General features: G+C 73.6%; 19 protein-coding genes. 8 read left to right on the forward strand and 11 right to left on the reverse strand.

Translation table 11 applies throughout. The features are described from left to right. Positions 1 to 20: 20 nt before the first annotated feature. Together ABZ873_RS03825 and ligD are read right to left on the reverse strand one after the other, a co-directional pair. On the reverse strand, positions 21 to 902 hold the full coding sequence (locus ABZ873_RS03825; RefSeq protein WP_360865027.1) for an ATP-dependent DNA ligase: 882 nt from the start codon (positions 900 to 902) through the stop codon (positions 21 to 23). After that, positions 902 to 1,900, reverse strand: a complete 999-nt coding sequence (gene ligD / locus ABZ873_RS03830; RefSeq protein WP_360864624.1) for a non-homologous end-joining DNA ligase — start codon at positions 1,898 to 1,900, stop codon at positions 902 to 904. Before ligD ends, ABZ873_RS03825 begins: the two co-directional genes overlap by 1 nt. 31 nt (positions 1,901 to 1,931) lie before the next feature. On the opposite strand from ligD, the gene ABZ873_RS03835 reads away from it, so the two are divergent. Then, complete coding sequence (locus ABZ873_RS03835; protein WP_360864626.1) at positions 1,932 to 3,020, forward strand: Ku protein; 1,089 nt, start codon at positions 1,932 to 1,934, stop codon at positions 3,018 to 3,020. A gap of 339 nt (positions 3,021 to 3,359) precedes the next feature. Here the strand turns inward: ABZ873_RS03835 and ABZ873_RS03840 are convergent, their stop codons facing one another. After that, complete coding sequence (locus tag ABZ873_RS03840) at positions 3,360 to 4,178, reverse strand: nuclease-related domain-containing protein (protein ID WP_360864629.1); 819 nt, start codon at positions 4,176 to 4,178, stop codon at positions 3,360 to 3,362. Between the two features lie 191 nt (positions 4,179 to 4,369). Between ABZ873_RS03840 and ABZ873_RS03845 the strand changes: the two genes are divergently transcribed. The 3 genes from ABZ873_RS03845 to ABZ873_RS03855 all read left to right on the forward strand — a co-directional run bounded on the left by ABZ873_RS03845 (position 4,370) and on the right by ABZ873_RS03855 (position 7,453). Then, positions 4,370 to 5,005 (forward strand): hypothetical protein, encoded by a 636-nt coding sequence (locus ABZ873_RS03845; protein ID WP_360864632.1) that lies wholly within the window; start codon positions 4,370 to 4,372, stop codon positions 5,003 to 5,005. 220 nt (positions 5,006 to 5,225) lie between these two features. Further along, positions 5,226 to 6,071: a hypothetical protein gene (locus tag ABZ873_RS03850; protein WP_360865029.1), complete on the forward strand. Its 846-nt coding sequence runs from the start codon at positions 5,226 to 5,228 to the stop codon at positions 6,069 to 6,071. Further along, a complete protein-coding gene (locus ABZ873_RS03855; protein WP_360864635.1) occupies positions 6,068 to 7,453 on the forward strand; it encodes a HAMP domain-containing sensor histidine kinase in 1,386 nt (461 codons plus the stop codon). Before ABZ873_RS03850 ends, ABZ873_RS03855 begins: the two co-directional genes overlap by 4 nt. An 11-nt stretch (positions 7,454 to 7,464) precedes the next feature. Here the strand turns inward: ABZ873_RS03855 and ABZ873_RS03860 are convergent, their stop codons facing one another. The 3 genes from ABZ873_RS03860 to ABZ873_RS03870 all read right to left on the reverse strand — a co-directional run bounded on the left by ABZ873_RS03860 (position 7,465) and on the right by ABZ873_RS03870 (position 9,468). After that, complete coding sequence (locus ABZ873_RS03860) at positions 7,465 to 7,746, reverse strand: hypothetical protein (protein ID WP_360864638.1); 282 nt, start codon at positions 7,744 to 7,746, stop codon at positions 7,465 to 7,467. Between the two features lie 10 nt (positions 7,747 to 7,756). Continuing rightward, positions 7,757 to 8,470 (reverse strand): helix-turn-helix domain-containing protein, encoded by a 714-nt coding sequence (locus ABZ873_RS03865; protein ID WP_360864641.1) that lies wholly within the window; start codon positions 8,468 to 8,470, stop codon positions 7,757 to 7,759. A gap of 68 nt (positions 8,471 to 8,538) precedes the next feature. Continuing rightward, positions 8,539 to 9,468, reverse strand: coding sequence for a diiron oxygenase (locus tag ABZ873_RS03870; protein WP_360864644.1), 930 nt, complete (start codon positions 9,466 to 9,468; stop codon positions 8,539 to 8,541). A 168-nt stretch (positions 9,469 to 9,636) separates the two neighbouring features. Here ABZ873_RS03870 and ABZ873_RS03875 point away from each other — a divergent pair, with 168 nt between their 5' ends. Continuing rightward, positions 9,637 to 10,755 carry a ferritin-like domain-containing protein gene (locus ABZ873_RS03875; RefSeq protein ID WP_360864647.1) on the forward strand — a complete coding sequence of 373 codons (1,119 nt, stop codon included), beginning with the start codon at positions 9,637 to 9,639 and terminating at the stop codon, positions 10,753 to 10,755. 35 nt (positions 10,756 to 10,790) lie between these two features. On the opposite strand, the gene ABZ873_RS03880 is transcribed toward ABZ873_RS03875, so the two are convergent. Further along, positions 10,791 to 12,251, reverse strand: coding sequence for a penicillin-binding transpeptidase domain-containing protein (locus tag ABZ873_RS03880; protein ID WP_360864650.1), 1,461 nt, complete (start codon positions 12,249 to 12,251; stop codon positions 10,791 to 10,793). Continuing rightward, positions 12,248 to 13,618, reverse strand: coding sequence for an FtsW/RodA/SpoVE family cell cycle protein (locus tag ABZ873_RS03885; RefSeq protein WP_360864653.1), 1,371 nt, complete (start codon positions 13,616 to 13,618; stop codon positions 12,248 to 12,250). The genes ABZ873_RS03880 and ABZ873_RS03885 overlap by 4 nt, the downstream gene beginning before the upstream one ends. A gap of 97 nt (positions 13,619 to 13,715) precedes the next feature. Between ABZ873_RS03885 and ABZ873_RS03890 the strand changes: the two genes are divergently transcribed. Together ABZ873_RS03890 and ABZ873_RS03895 are read left to right on the forward strand one after the other, a co-directional pair. Then, the gene (locus ABZ873_RS03890; RefSeq protein ID WP_360864656.1) at positions 13,716 to 14,123 is read left to right on the forward strand and encodes a DUF6325 family protein; all 408 of its coding nucleotides are present in this window, start codon (positions 13,716 to 13,718) and stop codon (positions 14,121 to 14,123) included. Beyond that, positions 14,123 to 14,476, forward strand: a complete 354-nt coding sequence (locus ABZ873_RS03895) for a hypothetical protein (RefSeq protein WP_360864659.1) — start codon at positions 14,123 to 14,125, stop codon at positions 14,474 to 14,476. The genes ABZ873_RS03890 and ABZ873_RS03895 overlap by 1 nt, the downstream gene beginning before the upstream one ends. Here the strand turns inward: ABZ873_RS03895 and cutA are convergent. Then, the gene (gene cutA, locus ABZ873_RS03900; RefSeq protein WP_360864662.1) at positions 14,462 to 14,803 is read right to left on the reverse strand and encodes a divalent-cation tolerance protein CutA; all 342 of its coding nucleotides are present in this window, start codon (positions 14,801 to 14,803) and stop codon (positions 14,462 to 14,464) included. The genes ABZ873_RS03895 and cutA overlap by 15 nt on opposite strands. Before the next feature lie 238 nt (positions 14,804 to 15,041). Between cutA and ABZ873_RS03905 the strand changes: the two genes are divergently transcribed. After that, complete coding sequence (locus ABZ873_RS03905) at positions 15,042 to 16,250, forward strand: NlpC/P60 family protein (protein WP_360864665.1); 1,209 nt, start codon at positions 15,042 to 15,044, stop codon at positions 16,248 to 16,250. Here ABZ873_RS03905 and ABZ873_RS03910 read toward each other — a convergent pair. Both ABZ873_RS03910 and ABZ873_RS03915 read right to left on the reverse strand, forming a co-directional pair. Further along, positions 16,184 to 17,437, reverse strand: coding sequence for a styrene monooxygenase/indole monooxygenase family protein (locus tag ABZ873_RS03910; protein ID WP_360864668.1), 1,254 nt, complete (start codon positions 17,435 to 17,437; stop codon positions 16,184 to 16,186). The genes ABZ873_RS03905 and ABZ873_RS03910 overlap by 67 nt on opposite strands. Positions 17,438 to 17,441: 4 nt before the next feature. Then, positions 17,442 to 18,050, reverse strand: a complete 609-nt coding sequence (locus ABZ873_RS03915) for an ATP/GTP-binding protein (RefSeq protein ID WP_360864671.1) — start codon at positions 18,048 to 18,050, stop codon at positions 17,442 to 17,444. Position 18,051 lies beyond the last annotated feature (1 nt).

Below are 18,051 nucleotides of genomic sequence, written 5' to 3' on the forward strand. Positions count from 1 at the left end.
CCCGCACCCCGCGCCGGGGGTCACAGGTCTGCGCGCAGGCGCAGGACCTCCGGCGGCGGATGCCGGGCCGACGTGTGGCGGACCTCCGCCGTCAGGGGCGGGTCCAGGGCCCGGTACGGGACCTCCCCGAGGCCGATCGCCGTCACCGTGGCCCCCGGCCGGGCCGCCCCGCGCGCGGCCGCCGCCTCGGCCACCTCCGCGCGCAGGGCCGCCGTCAGCGGGCTCGACACCAGCGGGGTCTCGTCCCCGACGGGCAGGACCAGTACGAGGGCCAGCGGGCGCCGCGGGGTCCCCGTATAGCCGATCACCGCCGTGTCCCGGACGTCCGTGTGCCGCAGTTTGCGCCAGCCGCGCCGGCCGGCCGGGTAGCGCTGGTCCAGCCGTTTGATGACCAGGCCCTCGATACCGCTGGCGGGCAGGGTCTCGTACCAGGTGGCGGCCAGCTCCGGATCGGTCGTCATCGGTACGGGCTGCAGCGGCGGCCCCAGCGGCAGCAGCAGGTCGACGAGGAGGGCGCGGCGCCGCTCGTACGGGCGTTCGCGCAGGTCGAGCCCGGCCAGCTCCAGGACGTCGAAGGCCGCGTACGAGGCCGGCAGGCTCTGCGCGAGGACGGCGGCCCGCGCCGGGGTGGCCGCCGCGCGCCGCTGCACCAGCGCGAAGTCGGTCCGGCCCGCGCTCCAGACCACCACCTCACCGTCCAGCACCGTACCCGCGGGCAGCAGCAGCGCGGCCGCCGCCAGATCGGGAAAGGCGCTGGTCACGATGCGGCCGGAGCGCGCCTGGAGGGTCACCGCGGACGCCGTGCGCACGACGACGAGCCGGTGGCCGTCGAACTTCGGCTCGTACGCCAGCCCCGCCCCCTGCGGCAGGCTCCGTACGGCGGCGGCCAGCGCGACGCGGATCACGGCGGGCCGCCCGTCCGCTGGCCGCCCTTCGCCTGCCCGCCCGTCCGCTGGCCGCCCTTCGACCGCCTGCCCGTCGGCGGTCGGTCACCCCCCGCCCCCGAAGCCCCGCGTCCCGGCAGGGGCCGAGCCCGCGACGGGTCCGTCAGTGGGGCGAAGAGGTCCCCGTCGCGGGACAGCCGGGGCACGATGTCGCCCGCGAGGAAGACCAGCTCGGCCGGGTTCCGGCAGGCTTCCACCTCCGCCCAGGAAACGGGCGCGGACACCGTCGGGGCGGGCCGCGCGCGCAGGGTGTAGGCGGCGGCGGTGGTCTTGGCGGCGGCGTTCTGGCTGTGGTCGACGAAGACCTTGCCGGGGCGCAGCGCCTTGGCCATGCGGTGCACCACCAGGCCGGGCAGCGCGCGCTCGGCCTCCTGGGCGAGGCTCTTGGCGTACGCGGACACCTGCTCGGACGGGGTCGGCTCCAGCGGCACCGCCAGGTGCAGGCCCTTCGAGCCGGAGGTCTTGGCCAGGGCTTCGAGCCCGTCGGCGGCGAGGCGGGCGCGGAGCCAGAGCGCGGCGGCGCAGCACTCGACGACGGTGGCGGGCGGGCCGGGGTCCAGGTCGAGGACCATCCGGTCGGCGACGGCGGGGCTGCCGGCCGGCCACTGGTGGATGTGGAACTCGACGGCGAGGTTGGCGGACCACATGAGGGTGGGCAGGTCGGCGACGACCACCTGTACGGCGGAGGGGTCCTCGGAGCGCGGGACGGGGGTGGTCCTCACCCAGTCGGGCGTACCGGGGGGCGGGTTCTTGGTGAAGAAGAGCTGGCCGTCCGGGCCGTCCGGGTAGCGCAGGAAGGACACCGCCCGGTCGTGGATCTGCGCGAGCAGGGGCTCCGCGACGGTGGCGTAGTAGTGGAGCACCTCGCCCTTCGTGAAACCGGTCTCCGGGTGGAGGACCTTGTCGAGATTGCTGAGCGCGAGGCGACGGCCCTCCACCATGGTGATCGGCGTCATACGATGAGATTGCCACGAAACGGGAGGAACCGTGCGATCCATCTGGAACGGAGCGATCTCCTTCGGCCTCGTCAGCATTCCGATCAAGCTCGTGAACGCGACCGAGAGCCACTCGATCTCTTTCCGTCAGATCCATCTCGCCGACGGCGGGCGGATCCGCTACCGCAAGGTGTGCGAAATGGACGGCGAGGAGGTGTCGGGCGCCGAGATCGGCAAGGGGTACGAGGAGGCCGACGGGTCGGTCATCCCGATCACGGACGAGGACCTGGCGCAGCTGCCGCTGGCGACCGCGAAGACGATCGAGATCATGTCGTTCGTACCGGCGGACGAGATCGATCCGCTCCAGATGGACGCGGCGTACTACCTCGCGGCGAACGGGGCGACGGCGGCCAAGCCGTACACGCTGCTGCGGGAGGCGCTGAAACGGAGCCGGAAGGTGGCCATCGCGAAGTACGCGCTGCGGGGGCGGGAGCGGCTGGGGATGCTGCGGGTGGTCGACGACGTGATCGCGATGCACGGGCTGCTGTGGCCGGACGAGATCCGCGTGCCGGAGGGGGTGGCTCCGGAGGTGGAGGTGACGGTGCGGGACGCCGAACTCGACCTGGCGGACGCGCTGATGGCGACGCTGGGCGAGGTGGAGATGTCCTCGCTGCACGACGACTACCGCGAGGCGATGGAGGCGATGATCGCGGCGAAGGCGGGCGGCGGCTTCGAGCCGGCGGAGGCGGCGGAGGAGCCGGCGGGGGGTGGGCAGGTGATCGACCTGATGGCGGCGCTGGAGAAGAGCGTGCGGGCGGCGAAGGCGTCGCGGGGGGAGGCGGAGCCCGGGGAGGAGGCGGAGGTCACGCCGATCCGGAGGGCGGCGTCCGGCGGCGGCCGAGGCGGCAAGGGTGCGGCTGCGCCGAAGGCGGTGGGCGGAAAGAAGTCGACGGCGACGTCGGCGAAGAAGGCGACCCCGTCGAAGCGGGCGACGAAGTCGACGACGAAGACGGCGGCGTCGTCGAGCACGGCCAAGAAGACGGCGACGGCCAAGTCGACAACGAAGTCCACGTCGACGAAGGCAACGTCGGCCACGAAGAAGACCAAGGCCACGCCCCCGCGCAAGCGCACCTCGGCGTAAGGGGGTACCGGGCGCCGGGCGGCTCGGGGCAGGTCCGCCCGTACGGGGTGGGCCCGCGGGGCGCCGGTCCGCGTCGCGCGGATGAACTGAGGTCGGCTGGCCAACTCCCAGCCCTCAAGCCCCCACTGGCCAGGACAGCCGGGCGACAGCAGCAGCGATGGGGCCCGGGGACGGCTGGTGGCGCGCGGCCCCGGACCGGCGATGCGCACGGCGATCTCAGGGTAAGCACGGTCAACACCAGCGCATTCAGGGCGGCTTGGGCGCCCGTCCTGTCCGGCCGGGGCCTGAACCCGGAACCCCGGACCCCCGCCCCGCAGGCTCCGGCCCCGACCCGCCCCCTCAGGCAGCCCGCCCCCCGCCCAGCCACGTCCCCGCGTCCCGGGACAGGGCGAACAAGGTTTCCACCTCCGGTCGTTTCAGGGTCGGCGGGGTCGACAGGAGGTCCTGCGTCGTTGTTGGTGGGGTGAGGAGGCGGATCGTGGCTCGGGCTGTGGGGGCGATTTCGATCTGGGAGGCGTCCGGGAGGGCCAGGGTGGGGGTGGTCGGGACCTGGAGCGTTCGGGCTACGTGGGCGGACGCCTGGCGAAGCCAGCGGGGGTCCGGGCGGGGTGGGGTGCGGCCCAGCGTGAGGAGGAGGTCGCCGATCGTGGCGCGCTGGCGGCGGGCCGGGACCGTGCGGACGCAGAACACCCCCGCCGGGCCGATCAGCAGGTGGTCCAGGATGCCGAGGCCGGGGAGCGGGACGTCGTGGAGGGTGTGCCAGCCGTCCGCGTCGAGCGCGTCGAGGGCGTCGCCCATGCGGGTCCGCGCGGTCAGGTCCGCCCGCAGCCGGTGACGGGTCCGCGCGCCCACCGGAGCGCCGTGTTCCAGCTCGCCCAGCAGCCGCTCCCCCGGCCGGTTCGGCGCCAGGTCCGCGTCGGGCGGCAGCGCCAGCCGCCGCAGGTCGGCGGCGGTGGGGACCGGGGGCGGGCCGACGGTGACGCTGCCGGTCACGTAGGGCCGTAACACCGCAAGGACCGCCTCGCGGTGCTCGTCCGCGAGGACGCTGATGCGGTGGGTGCGGCGGTCGTACCAGGCGACCGCGCGCCCGTCGGGCCGGCTGACATACAGCAGCCCGCCCCCGGGCCGCCCGCCCGGCATCACCCTGAGTCCGTGCATACGCCCTCACCCCCGCCCTCCATGGGAGCAGCCGCCCGCCCGCTCGGCAATCCCCCGTCCCCCGGTTGTGTAACGACTCCGACGGAACCTTGCGGCACCGCTGTTACACGAACGGGGCGCCTCCGCAACGGCGGAGCTCTACGTTGGTGCCGCCCGCAGCAGCCCGACCGCCCCGTACCGAAGGACTTCCCGTGAGCCGCGCCCGCCGCCGCACTCTCGTCCGCGCCGCCGCCGTGACCGCCTGTGCCGGCGGCCTGCTGGCCGCGCCGGCCGTGGCCGCGCTCGCGGAAGGGCTGCCGGCGGCCGCCGCCGCGCACTCCCCGGGCCCGCAGCGGACCCTGGTCAAGAGCCTCCCGCTCGCCGACGGGCTCTCCACCGGCAAGGTCTACCGCACCGCCCGGGGCGCCTACCAGGCCGAGATACTGACGGCCGACGGCGCCCGGACCGCCGTCCTGAACAGCCGTGACGGGGTCACCGACTTCGCCGGTACGGGCGCCCTGCACGCCTCGCTGGACCCCGCAGGACGGCTGACCTCCTGGGCGGGCGAGGTCCCCGCGCCGGACGGCGGCCACACCGTCGCGGGCGGCCAGGGCCACAAGACCGGCATCCGCGACGGCCGCGTCCTCCCCGCCTCCGCCGCGCACCGGGCCGCCACCGGCGACACCCGCGCCCTGGAGGCCGCGTCCGCGGGCGGACGGCGGCTGAGTACGCTGGCCGACGGTCCGGGCGACGGCGTCCTGCTGATCGCCGCCGGCGGCGGCGTCGCGGCCGTCGGCGCGGCCGGGCTCGGCTTCGCGATGCTGCGCCGGGGCCGCACGGAGGGCTGACCCACCTCCAACCCACCGCCGACCCGCCACCGAACCGCAGCCGAAACCGCAGCCGACCCGCCTCCGACCAGCCGCCGAACCGCCTCCGGACCGCCGCCCGCCGGTGCCGGGGTACCGGAGTGGGCAAAAGGGGCGGGCGTCCGCGTAGGGTTGACGTGATCGGCGAGAGAGCGGGCGCCGGCACGACGTGGGCGGAAGGGCACGGGGGGCTGTGAACAGAATGCGCTTCCACGGCACACTTCTGCCCCGTCCCGGACGGCCCCTGCCCCGGCCCCGCTCCGGACGGCCCCGGCGTCCCCTCCTCCCGGCCCTGGCCCTCACCCTCGCCCTCCTCGCCGGCTGCGGCGACACCGGCGGCCTCGTCGGCGCCGGGGCCACCGCGCCCGCGAGCGGCCCCGTACACCTCTGGCCCGACCGCCAGGGCGCGACCGTGCCCCCGGCCGATCCGGGCGGGGCGCCGCCCGAGTACGTCAAGGGGATCCCGGCCGTCCAGGACGAGAACGTGCACGCCGTCGACCCCGTCGCCCTGGTCCAGGCCGAGGTACGGGCCCACGCGCGCGCCGCGACCGGCCCCGACGGGATACCGCGCGAGACCGCCGAGGCGATCCGGGCCTGCGGGGCGGACGGCGCGGAGCCCTCCGCGTGCCCGGTGCACAAGCCGTACTACCGGGACCTCACGGGCAACGGCAAGGACGAGCTGATCGTGGGGATCGAGTTCCCCGACAGGATGATGTCCGTACGGGTGTACACGGCCGACGGCGACGGCCGCCTCAACCGGATCATGGCGACCACGGAGACCGTCGTCTCGGTCGAGCTGGCCGGGCGGGACGTGATCCTGCGCGTTCCCAGCGGGAACCACGGCTACGAGCTGATCACCGCCTGGTCCTGGGACGAGCGCCAGCTGACCATGCTGCCGACGCGCGAGCAGATCGTACGGGTGCCGGGCGGCCCGCAGAAACCGGCCGACGGGCCTCCCGGCGCCCCGGACGGACCCCCCGGCCCGGGCGGCGGCCCCGGCGGCCGCGGGCCGGGCCCCGGCCCCGGTCCCGCGCCGGGCCGGCCATGACGGGCCCCGGCTCCCCGGCGGCGGCGCGGGCCCGGCGCAGGCCCCTGCGCGCACGCCTCCGGCTGCCCGCCCGGACGGCCACGCTCACCTTCAAGTCGGCCTGCTTCATCGCGGTGATGTGCTGCGCGCTGGCGGGCGTACTGGGCGCGCTCGTGCATGTGGAGGTGACGCGCCAGACGGTGGCCACGGCCCGGGAGAAGGCGCTCGGCAAGCTCCAGGACGTGGCGCTCGCCTACGAGGCGGGCGAGGACCTGCCGCCCGGCGCCGGGCTCGATCCGGAGGGGCTGCCGCCGGAGCTGCGTACCCTCGCGCTGGGCGGGCAGCGGGGCACGCTGGTGGCGGACCACCTGGGCCGGCCGACGATGTGGGCGGCCGCCCCGGCCGACGGGCGGGCGCTGGCGGCCGCCGTGGACTACGGGCAGAGCGCGCGCACGATCCGCGGGCTGGACAACGCGATCATCGGCTCGTCGGTGCTGGCGATCGGCGGGACGCTGCTGGTGGGCGTCTTCGCGGTGACGCGGGTGACGCGGCGGCTGCACCAGACGGCACACGTGGCGCGGCGGATCACCGGCGGCGACCTGGACGCGCGGGTGGACGACCCGCGCACGCGGGACGCCTCGCGGCACCAGGACGAGGTGGCGACGGTGGCCGGGGCGCTGGACACGATGGCGGGCAGCCTGCAGGCGAAGCTGGAGAGCGAGCGGCGGTTCACGGCGGACGTGGCGCACGAGCTGCGGACGCCGCTGACGGGCTTGCAGGCGGCCTCGGAGCTGCTGCCGGACGGACGGCCGACGGAGCTGGTGCGCGAGCGGGTCCGTACGATGCGGCAGCTCACGGAGGACCTGCTGGAGATCTCCCGGCTGGACTCGGGCAGCGAGGTGGTGGAGGCGGATCTGCACCAGCTCGGGCGGCTGGCGCGGCGGGTGGTGCGGGCGTCGGGGACGGACACGGAGGTGGTGGTCGTCCGGGACGCCCACCTGGAGACGGACCGGCGCAGGCTGGAGCGGATCCTGGGCAACCTGATCACCAACGCGCACCGGCACGGCCGCGCTCCGGTGACCCTCACGGTGGACGGCCCGGTCCTGACGGTCCGCGACCACGGCCCCGGCTTCCCCGCCTACCTGACCACCCACGGCCCCCAGCGCTTCCGCAGCACGGGCAGCCAGGGCCATGGCCTCGGCCTCACGATCGCCGCGGCCCAGTCCCAGGTCCTGAACGCCACTCTCCGCTTCGCCCGGGCGGAAACCGGCGGCGCCCAGGCCGTCCTGACCCTCCCGGCGCCGCCGGAGCGGCAGGAGCTGCGGGAACGGCAGGAGCCGCCGGAGCAGCAGGAGCTGCGGGAACCAGCGCCGGACGCACCCCCGCGGCCCCGCACGCCGTAGCGGCACGCCCGTCAGTCCTCCGGTGCCGGCCGCCGGGCCCCCTTCGACCACGGCCAGCGGATCGGGGGCTTCGTGCCGGACGGGACGTGGCGGTACTTCCAGCCCTTCTGCAGGCCCAGGCGTTTGGTGTAGCCCGCCGGGACGCGCTCGTACAGGAGGACGGTCGGGGGGCCGGGCGGGGTCGGGACCGGGATCTCGTACCACTTCGGGGGGTGGCCCGTCGGGCCGACGAGGACCGGGAGGGTCCGGCCGTCCATGGGGCCGCCCTCGAACGGGGTCGGTTCGCTTCTCACCCCACCAGTGTCACAGCAGGTGGGCGGCCTCGGAGACCACCGGGATCACGCGGCGGGCCAGGGAGCCGACGGGTCCGTCGGCCGATTCCAGGGCGAGCGCGGCGCGGGCGGCGCGGGCGGTCTCCGGGTCGGTGGCGGCGGTCGCCGTCAGCAGGGCGATGAACTGGTCGAGCAGCCAGTCCCGCAGCGAGTCCACCTCCGGCTGCTTGCCCTCGTCGATCCAGATCAGGGAGGCGGCCTCGACCGCCGTGATCCACGTACGGACCATCATGCGCAGCCGGGGGCCGGGCGCCGGGGCGCCGAGGTGCAGGAGGATCTGGTCGGCGGCGGCCCGCCGGATGCCGTCGACCGTCGCCGTCGTACGGGAGGTCTCCACGACGCTGCCGCCCTGGAGGAGCGCCGCGAAACCGGTGTCGTGCTCGTCGACGAAGGCCAGGTACCGGTCGAGCGCGCGGGACAGCCGCCGGGTCAGCGGGCCCTGCTGGGGCTCGGCGAAGCACTGTTCGAGCAGGTCCGCCGCCGAGCGGAGCGCGGCCTCGTAGAGCTGCTGCTTGCCGCCGGGGAAGTAGCGGTAGACGAGCGGGCGCGAGACGCCGGCCGCCTCCGCCACGTCGTCGAGCGAGACCTCCTCCGGCGCCCGGTGCGCGAACAGCGTGAGGGCCGCGTCGAGGAGCTGGGCCCGCCGCTCCTCGACGCTCAGCCTGCGGTACGCGCGTACGGTCATGTCCGCAGGGTAACCCCGCAGGGCCCGGCTCCGGCCCGCCGCGGCGAACTCCCCTACGCCGCCCGCCCCTACGCCAGCAGCCCCGAGCTGCGCCACAGCCGCCGGCCCACCCCCCGCAGCACGCCGATGTCGTCGAGGAAGTCGGTGAGCCGCTTCGCGCCCGCCTGCATCACCTCGCGGCGGTGACCGCTCGCGCGGACCTGGGCGACGGCCTCGTGCCGGTCCAGGCCGATGTTGTCGTAGACCGCCGGGTTGACGAAGGCGAGGGAGAAGACTCGGGCGGCCTCCCCGCAGCTGATCCGGGTCAGTTCCTGCTCCCAGCGCGGAGCCGTCAGCATCTGGCGGCGCAGCTCCTCGCGCGCGTACCGGACGTGGCGCGCCTCCTCGATGACGTGGATCCGGGTGACGCCCCGGACCAGCGGCTGGATGCGCTCGTCCGGGAAGGTCAGCCGCTGCATCCAGTCCAGGATCTCCTCGCCGAGCAGGGTGCAGGCGAATGAGCCGGGGGTGGTGGAGACCGTCTTGAGGACCCGCGCGAGGTTGTGGTGGGCGCGGGAGACCGGGTACTCGGGGGTGCCGCTCTGCTTGATCATGCGGGCGAACATCATGGAGTGGCGGCACTCGTCCGCGATCTCGGTGAGCGCGTACCGGACATGATTGCTGGTCAGCGACTTGTCGTAGATGTGGCGGACCAGGAGCTGCATGAGGATGATCTCGAACCAGATGCCGAGGGAGCCGAGCGCCGCCGCCTCGTGGCGGGAGAGCTCGATGCGCTGCTCCTCGCCCAGCTTCTTCCACAGCGGGGTGTCGTAGAGGGAGAGCAGCTCGGGCGGCCAGTAGTACTTGCCCTCGATCATGGGGGCGTCCCAGTCGAGTTCCTTGTCGGGGTCGAAGGAGTGCTTGGCCGAGGATTCGAGCAGGCGCTCGGCGGTCTGCTCCCGGTCCTTGAGCAGGCCGAGGGCGTCCCTGAGCGCGGCTCGTTCGGTCACGGTCGTCATGGCTTCGGACACCTCGTCGTCGAGTTACCGGCGGTCACTGCTTATGAGACTGCTTGTCAGCAAGACCGTCAATCCCCCGTGCGCGACTTGTTGACCCCGCGTCTACCAACGTGTGACCCTGCCAACCGTCCGGTCCTGCACGGCAGTACAGGAGACGAGGGGGCGTCAGTGTCGACGCACGAGCTCTACACCAGGGACCCGGGCGAGCCGGTCTGGCAGGTACCCGCCGCCGGCTCCGCCCGCTTCACCTGGGAATACGAGGACGGCCGCGAACGGCTCCTCGCCCTCTACCAGAAGGGCAAGGACAAGCAGTGGGACGGCGGCAAGCGCATCGACTGGGACACCGAGGTGGACCCCTATGATCCGCTCGGCACCCCCGACGAGGCCCTTCCGCTCTACGGCACGCGGCACTGGGACAAGCTCACCGCGAAGGACCGGGGCGAGCTGCGCCGCCACTACACCGCCTGGAACTTCAGCCAGTTCCTGCACGGGGAGCAGGGCGCGATGGTGTGCGCGGCCCGCATCGTGGAGTCCGTACCCGACCTCGACGCCAAGTTCTACTCGGCCACGCAGACCATGGACGAGGCGCGGCACGCGGAGATCTTCGGGCGCTTCCTGCACGAGAAGATCGGGCTGCTGTACCCGGTCAACGACAGCCTCCAGGGGCTGCTGGGCGACACCCTGCGCGACTCCCGCTGGGACATGCCGTACCTGGGCATGCAGGTGCTCATCGAGGGCCTGGCCCTGGCCTCGTTCGGCCTGCTGCGCGATACGACGACGAAGCCGCTGCCCAAGCAGCTCCTGGCGTACGTGATGCAGGACGAGGCCCGGCACGTGGCCTTCGGGCGGATGGCGCTGCGGGACTACTACCGGCAGCTCACGGACGCGGAGCTGCGCGAGCGCGAGGAGTTCGTGATCGAGGGCTGCTACCTGATGCGGGACCGGCTGCTCGGGGTGGAGGTGCTGGAGAACTTCGGCGTCCCGGCGAAGGAGGCGCAGCAGCTCAGCGAACGGTCGGAGTTCCTGCACCTGTTCCGCCGGATGCTGTTCAGCCGGATCGTGCCGTGCGTGAAGGACATCGGGCTGTGGGGGGAACGGCTCCAGCGGGCCTATCTGGACATGGGCGTCTTCCACCTGGGCGATTCCAGCCTGGACCTGCTGATGAGCCAGGACGAGGAGATCGCCGAGACCCTGGACCGCGAACGCTTCGCCGCGGAGGAGGCGGCGCGGGTGGCGGAGGTCGGCTCGGCGATCAGCGAGGGCCGGGGCGGAACCCCCTCGGAGTGACCCGCGTCCTCAGCGCGCCGACAGCGCCGCCTCCATCAGCGCGCCGACAGCGCCGCCTCCATCACCGCGCGGGCGATCGGCGCCGCCGCGCCGTTGCCGCTGATGTCGCCGCGGTCCGCCGACGCGTCCTCCACGACCACCGCCACCGCCACCCGCGGCAGGGCCGCCCCCTCGGCCCTGGCCCAGGCGATGAACCAGGCGTACGGGGTCCCCGCGTTGCCGATGCCGTGCTGCGCGGTGCCGGTCTTGCCGCCGACCACCGCGCCCGGGATCGCCGCGTTCTTCCCCGTCCCGTTCTCCACCACCTTCACCATCAGCTCCTGGAGCCGCAGCGCGGTGGCCGGATTCATCGCCCGCCCGAGGCTGCGCCGGTCCCCCCGCCGGACCGGGGAACCGTCGTCCTGCGTGGTCCGTTCCACCAGGTACGGGGAGCTGACCTCACCGCCGTTGGCGACGGCCGCCGCCACCATCGCCATCTGCAGCGGGGTCGCCTTCGTGTTGAACTGCCCGATCGAGGACAGGGCCAGCTGGTCCTGGCTCATGTCGGTGTCGAAGGTGGACCGCGAGGTCCAGGAGGGCACCCGCGGCCCCTCCGCGTTGAAACCGAAGCGCCGGGCGGCCTCCACCATCCCGCGCAGCCCGACCCGTACGCCGATCTTCGCCATCACCGTGTTGCAGGACCACTGCACCGCCTCCGCCATGGAGGCGTCCTCGCAGCCCGTGGCCGCGTTCGGCAGCAGGGTGCTGGTGCCGGGCAGCGGATAGGGGTCGGGGGTGCGGGTCGGGGCGTCCACATCGGTGATCACGCCCGCGTCCAGGGCGGCCGCCGCCGTCACGATCTTGAAGGTGGAGCCGGGCGGGTAGGTCTCGCGCAGCGCCCGGTTGAGCATGGGCCGCGCCGGGTCGGCGTTCAGCCGCTCCCACGCCGCCTTCACCCGGCTGCCCGTACCGGACAGCTCCGCCGGATCGTAGGAGGGGCTGCTGACCAGCGCGAGGATCCTCCCGGTGGCGGGCTCGACGGCGGCGACCGCGCCGCGCCGGCCGGCCAGCCCGGTGTAGGCGGCGAGCTGCATGCCCGCGCGCACGGTGGTGACGGCGTTCCCGCCGGCGGGGCGGCCGCGGGCGAGCTCGTACCAGAGGGGGAAGACGGAGAGCCCGGGGTCGGTGCCGGAGAGGACAGCGTCCTCGGCGCGCTCCACGAAGCTGGTCCCGTACGTCTGGGAGGAGAAGCCGGTGACGGGGGCGTAGAGCGGGCCGTTGCTGTACGTGCGCTCGTAGCGCAGCAGTTGGCGGCTGTCGCGGGAGCCGGTGACGGGCCGCCCGTCGACCAGGATGTCCCCGCGCGGCTCGGCGTAGCGCTCGATGGCGGGGCGTTTGTTGGCCGGGTTCGCGCCGTAGGAGGCGGACTCCCACACCTGTACGCGCCCCACGTTGACCAGCAGCGCGAGCAGCAGCAGGGCGCAGAACCAGGCGCACCAGCGGATGTAGCGGATCACTCGGGCGCCTCCTGCGCGGGGCGGGGCCTGCGGGCGCTGTCGCTGAGCCGGACCAGCAGGGCGACGATGATCCAGTTGGTGACGACGGAGGAGCCGCCCTGGGCGAGGAAGGGCATGGCCATACCGGTGAGCGGGATCAGGCCGGTGACGCCGCCCGCGATCACGAACACCTGGAGGGCGACGATCGAGGCGAGGCCGGTGGCCAGCAGCCGGCCGAAGGGGTCGCGCAGGTCCAGCCCGGCGCGGAAACCGCGGGCGACGAGGAGTCCGTAGAGGAGCAGGATCGCGGTGAGGCCGACGAGGCCCAGTTCCTCGCCGGCGGTCGCGAGGATGAAGTCCGATTTGGCGGCGAAACCGATCAGGAAGGACTGCCCCTGGCCGAGCCCCGCGCCGAGCAGCCCGCCTGCGCCGAAGGCGAAGAGGGACTGGGCGAGCTGGCCGGGGCCCTCGCCGCGCTCGATGGAGGCGAAAGGATTCAGCCAGTCCTCCACCCGGCCGTGGACATGCGGCTCGAAGGTCCCCACCGCATACGCCCCGACGGCGGCGAGCAGCAGCCCGATCGCGATCCAGCCGATCCGGCCGGTGGCGGTGAACAGCATGATCACGAAGAGCCCGAAGAACAGCAGCGAGGTCCCGAGATCCCGCTCCAGCACCAGCAGACCGACGCTGAGCAGCCAGATCGCGAGGATCGGCCCGAGCACCCGGCCGGGCAGGAGGCGTAACTTCCAGAAGAGCCGGCGGCCCGTGAGGGCGAGCGCGGTGCGGTTCGCCGCGAGGTAGGCGGCGAAGAACACGGCGAGCAGGATCTTCGCGAACTCCCCCGGCTGGAAGGAGAGCCCGGCGAAGCGGATCCAGATGTGCGCGCCGTTGACGGCCGGGAAGAAGACGGGGACGAGCATCAGCGCCAGGGCCGCGGCGACGGAGAGATAGGCGTAGCGCTGGAGCACCCGGTGGTCGCGGAGCAGAGCGACGACAAGGACGAAGAGCAGCACCCCGAGGGCCGACCACAGCAGCTGGTCACCGGCGGTGAGCCGGCCGGGGGTGGTCGCGTCGAGCCGCTGGATGAGCACCAGCCCGAGCCCGTTGAGCAGCACGGCGATGGGAAGCAGCAGCGGATCCGCGTACGGAGCGCCGAACCGGACGGCCAGATGCGCGAGCAGCGCGGCCACCGCGAGCCCGGCGGCGTACCGGTCGGCGGAGCCCGGCACGCGACCGGTGGTGGCGATACCGACATGGAGATGACCGAGGACGGAGATCAGCACGGCCCCGGCCAGCAGCACCAGCTCGATCCCCCGGCGCCGGGGGACACCGGCGGCGGGAGGCGGGGGCGGGGTGGGCTCCGCCACCTTCGCCGTCAGAGCGGTCATACCCCGAAACGTAGCAAGCGAACAGACGCTATGTCCGCTTATGTCATAGTGTGCCGAAGAGTCGTCACAAACGGTCGGAAACGAGGAGCCGAGGCGCATGGGACCCGTGGAATTCATCGTCCTCGCCTTCCCGGAGGAACAACTCCGGGTACCGGCCGTCGAAGCCGTGACGGGCCTGCGCAAGGCCGGGGTGGTCCGCCTGATCGACGGACTCGTGGCCACGAAGACGGCGTCGGGCGAGGTCCTGGCGGCCGAGTTCGACGAGTTCGCCGAACTGCACGGCCTCCTCACCGGCCGGGACGCCGCCCGCCTGATCGGCCCGGAGGACGTCCAGGAGGCAGCGGACCTGCTGGAACGCGGCAGCTGCGCCCTCCTCCTCCTGGTCGAGCACGTCTGGGCCCAGGACGCGGCGATCGCCGTCCGCGCGGCGGGCGGCCACATCGCGGGCTCGGTCCGCATCCCCCCGGACCGCGTCCCGGCGGACCCCCAGGCAGGAGCGGCCTGATGTTCATCCGCCCGATGGGACCGGTCGCCCACACCACCACCCGCCCCCAGGGCCACCCCCTGCTCCGCGGCCTCCTGACCCAAGCCGCAGGAACCACCACGCCGACCACGGCACCCCCGGAGGCACAGCCCCTGGCCCGCGCGGACCCGGACGAGGCCCGTGACGAACCGGACTGGGGCGACTGGTCCGAAGACCCCTGGCCCCAGGACGACACGGAACCCCCCACCCCGGACGAGCCCCCGCACCCGGCCAACCTGGCGGCAGACCTCACCCAACTGTCCAGCCTGGCCCGCGAGGGGCTGCTCACCCCCCACGAATTCACCACGGCCAAACGCCGCCTACTGAACGGCTGACGCCTGCCCCGGCCCGGCCTCTTCCGCGACCCACGCCAGATAGGCGTCGGACCCGCCCTCCACCGGAAGAACGATCCACTCCGGCACGTCATAACTGTGCGCCTGAGCGACCCACACCCCAAGAGCCGGAAGCCGTTCACGGGTCGTCTTGTACGAGACCCGCCACTCCGTGGCCGTCTCGACGGCACCCTTCCACCGGTAGACGGCGGTGAAGGGCGCGTCGATGTGCGCACAGGCCGCAAGCCGCGCCTCCACCGCACCCCGCGCCAACTCACCCGCCAGCTCGGCGCTGTCCACGGTCGTCTGCGCGATCACGATCTCCACCACGGCCACCCTCCCTGCGCCATCACCTCCGCCGGAGCCTACCCAGAGGTCGCCACAGCGGCCCGCAGCCGCTGAGCGGACAGGACCGCGCGGCGATCAGACGCGCCAGCGGCTCCCCCACCCGAGTGACCCCCTCGACCCGCCCGCCCCCTTGGGCGATTTGTCATACCGCGCATGGCAGCATCAGGCGCTCGGAGGAGGCGGAGAAGGAGAAGCAGAAGTAGAAGGAGGCAAAGCTCCCGTGCTGTCACATCGGCTGTTCCGCGTCGCCTGTATCGCCGCCGTGCTGCTCGTCGTCGGCCCGGTGCCGGCTGCCCGGGCCGAGCCCGGGCTGCCCGACGGGGAGAACGTCGGCATGCTCCTCACCCGCCTGCAAGGGCTGTACCAGAAGGCGGAAGAGGCGTCCGAGGCGTACAACGCCACCGAGGTCGCGCTCCAGGCCGGCGCCGCCGAGGAGCGCCGCCGTACCGCCGCCCTCGGGCGGGCCCGTACCGCGCTCGGCTCCGAACGCATCCTCGCCGGCCGGCTGGCCCGCGAGCAGTACCAGGGCGGCCGGGGCGGCCTGTCCCCCCTGGCCCGGATGCTGCTCGCCGGGGACCCGCAGGCCGCCCTGGACCAGCGGCGGCTGGCCGCCCGCGAGGGCGACCGGCGGGCCGCCGCGCTGCGCCGGCTCGCGCGCAGCGCGAAGGAGGCCGACGCCCTCGCCCTCCGCGCCCGCAAGGCCCTGGACACCCAGCAGACCCTGGCCGCGCAGCGGAAGGTCCACGAGAAGGAGGTCTCCTCCCAGCTCAGGCAAGTGGAGCGGCTGCTGTCCGCGCTCACCCCCGAACAGCTCGCCCTGCTCGGCGCACGCGAGGCCGAGGACACCGCCGTGGCGCAGCGCTCGCTGGTCGACTCCGGCCGCCTGCCCACCCGTACGGGCACCCCGACCGCCGCGGGCGGCGAGGCCCTCAGCTTCGCGGCGGCCCAGATCGGCAAGCCGTACGTATGGGGCGCCGAAGGCCCCGGAAGCTTCGACTGCTCGGGCCTGACCTCGCAGGCGTGGGCGCACGCCGGGCGCAGCATCCCGCGTACCAGCCAGGAGCAGTGGGCACGGCTCCCCCGGGTACCGCTGAACCAGCTACGGCCCGGTGACCTGGTGGTCTACTTCCCGAAGGCCACCCACGTGGGCCTGTACGTCGGCGACGGCAAGGTCATCCAGGCGCCGCGCCCCGGAGCGGTGGTCAAGGTCTCGCCCCTCGCGGCGAACCCCCTGCTGGGGGCGGTACGGCCGGACCCGAACGGAACCCCCCTCACGGAGTTCACCCCGCCCCACCTGCCGGAGCCCAAAGCCCCGGCGACAACCCCGGCGGACACCGACGACCACACCGACGACCACACCGGCTACTCCGCCGAGGAAGCCCCCGCGGCCACCTCCGCCAGGTACTCCCCCGCATCCTCCGGATCATAGAAGTACCCGTCGAAATCAGCCGGGTTGTCGAACCCGTTCGCAAACCGGTCCGCCACCGGCTGGAGCTGCCCCGCCGCCCCGATCAGGTTCAGCACATGCTCCGGCGGCACCCCCAGCATCGCGTTCGTCCACTGGGTCACCGGCTTGCCGGTGGTGAACCAGAACTTCTCGAACGTCGCCCGCATCCACGCCTCGTCGAACGGCTTGTCGCCGTGCATCAGGATCGACGACAGGTACGAGGCGGCGCACTTCGCGGCGGAGTTCGAGCCCTGCCCCGTGATCGGGTCGTTCGCCACGACCACGTCCGCGACGCCCAGCACCAGCCCGCCCCCCGGAAGCCGCCCGACGGGGTTGCGGACCACCGGGGCGTAGCGCCCGGCGAGCGTGCCGCCCGCGTCCGTCAGCTCGACCTTCGTCGCCCGCGCGTACTCCCACGGGGTGTACGTCTCCATCAGCCCCAGCGTCAGCGCCAGATGCTCGGCGGGATCCTTCACGCCCCGGAAGACGTCCACCGGACCGCCCGGCAGTCCCTCCCAGAACAGGATGTCGGCCCGCCCCGACGTGGTGAGCGTCGGCATGACGAACAGCTCGCCCACGCCCGGCACCAGATTGCAGCGGACCGCCTCCGTCCCCGGGTGCTCGGGGCGCGGTCCGAGACCGTGCACGTACGAGACGGCGAGCGCGCGCTGCGGGGTCTCGTACGGGGAACGCGCCGCGTCCCGCCCGAACATCGACACCAGCTCGCCCTTGCCCGCCGCGACGAGCACCAGGTCGTAGGCGCGGGAGAAGTAGTCGAGATCGGCCACGGACGCGCCGTGGATGACGAGCTGCCCGCCGCGCTGCGCGAAGGCGTCCAGCCAGCCGGCCATCTTCACCCGCTGGTCCACGGACTGGGCGTACCCCTTGAGCCGGCCCAGCCAGTCGACGGCCCGGGAGCCGTCGGGGCCCGCGACGGAGACGCCCAGGCCCTCGGTCCTCGGGGCCTGCTGCTCCCAGAAGTTGATGCCGAGGTCGCGCTCGTGCTGGAGCGCGGTGTCGAACATGACCTGCGTGGACATGACCCGGCCGGAGCGGATCTCGTCCGCCGTCCGGTTGGACACGAGGGTGACCTCGTAGCCCTTGCCCTGGAGCCCGAGCGCGAGCTGGAGGCCGGACTGGCCGGCTCCGACGACAAGTATCCTGCGCATCCGCTCAGGTCCTCTCTTCCGGAGTGCTGTCGAGGGCGTGGCCCACCAGCGCCAGCAGGGATTCGATCACCGTACGGCGGTCGCGCGCGTCCATGATCACCACGGGTACGTGGGGCGGCACGCTCAGCGCCTCGCGCACGTCCTCCGGCTCGTAGGACTGCGAGCCCTCGAAGTGGTTGACGGCGACGGCGTACGGCAGCCCCGCGCTCTCGAAGTAGTCGAGGGCGGGGAAGCAGTCGCGCAGCCGGCGGGTGTCGGCCATGACCAGCCCGCCGATGGCGCCGCGTACGAGGTCGTCCCACATGAACCAGAAGCGCTCCTGGCCCGGGGTCCCGTACACGTACAGGACGAGGTCGTCGTCGAGGGTGACGCGGCCGAAGTCCATGGCGACGGTGGTGGTGGCCTTGTCCGGGGTGCCGGAGAGGTCGTCGGTGGGGACGCTGGCCTGGGTCATCACCGCCTCGGTGCGCAGCGGCGTGATCTCGGAGACGGAGGAGACGAAGGTGGTCTTCCCGACGCCGAAGCCGCCCGCGACCAGCACCTTGACGGCGACGGGCGCGCGGGAGCGGTCGTACTGCCAGGGCTGGACGGGCTCGTCGTCGACCAGGGGCATG

The organism is Streptomyces sp. NPDC047014, assembly GCF_040644195.1.
Taxonomy (GTDB): domain Bacteria; phylum Actinomycetota; class Actinomycetes; order Streptomycetales; family Streptomycetaceae; genus Streptomyces.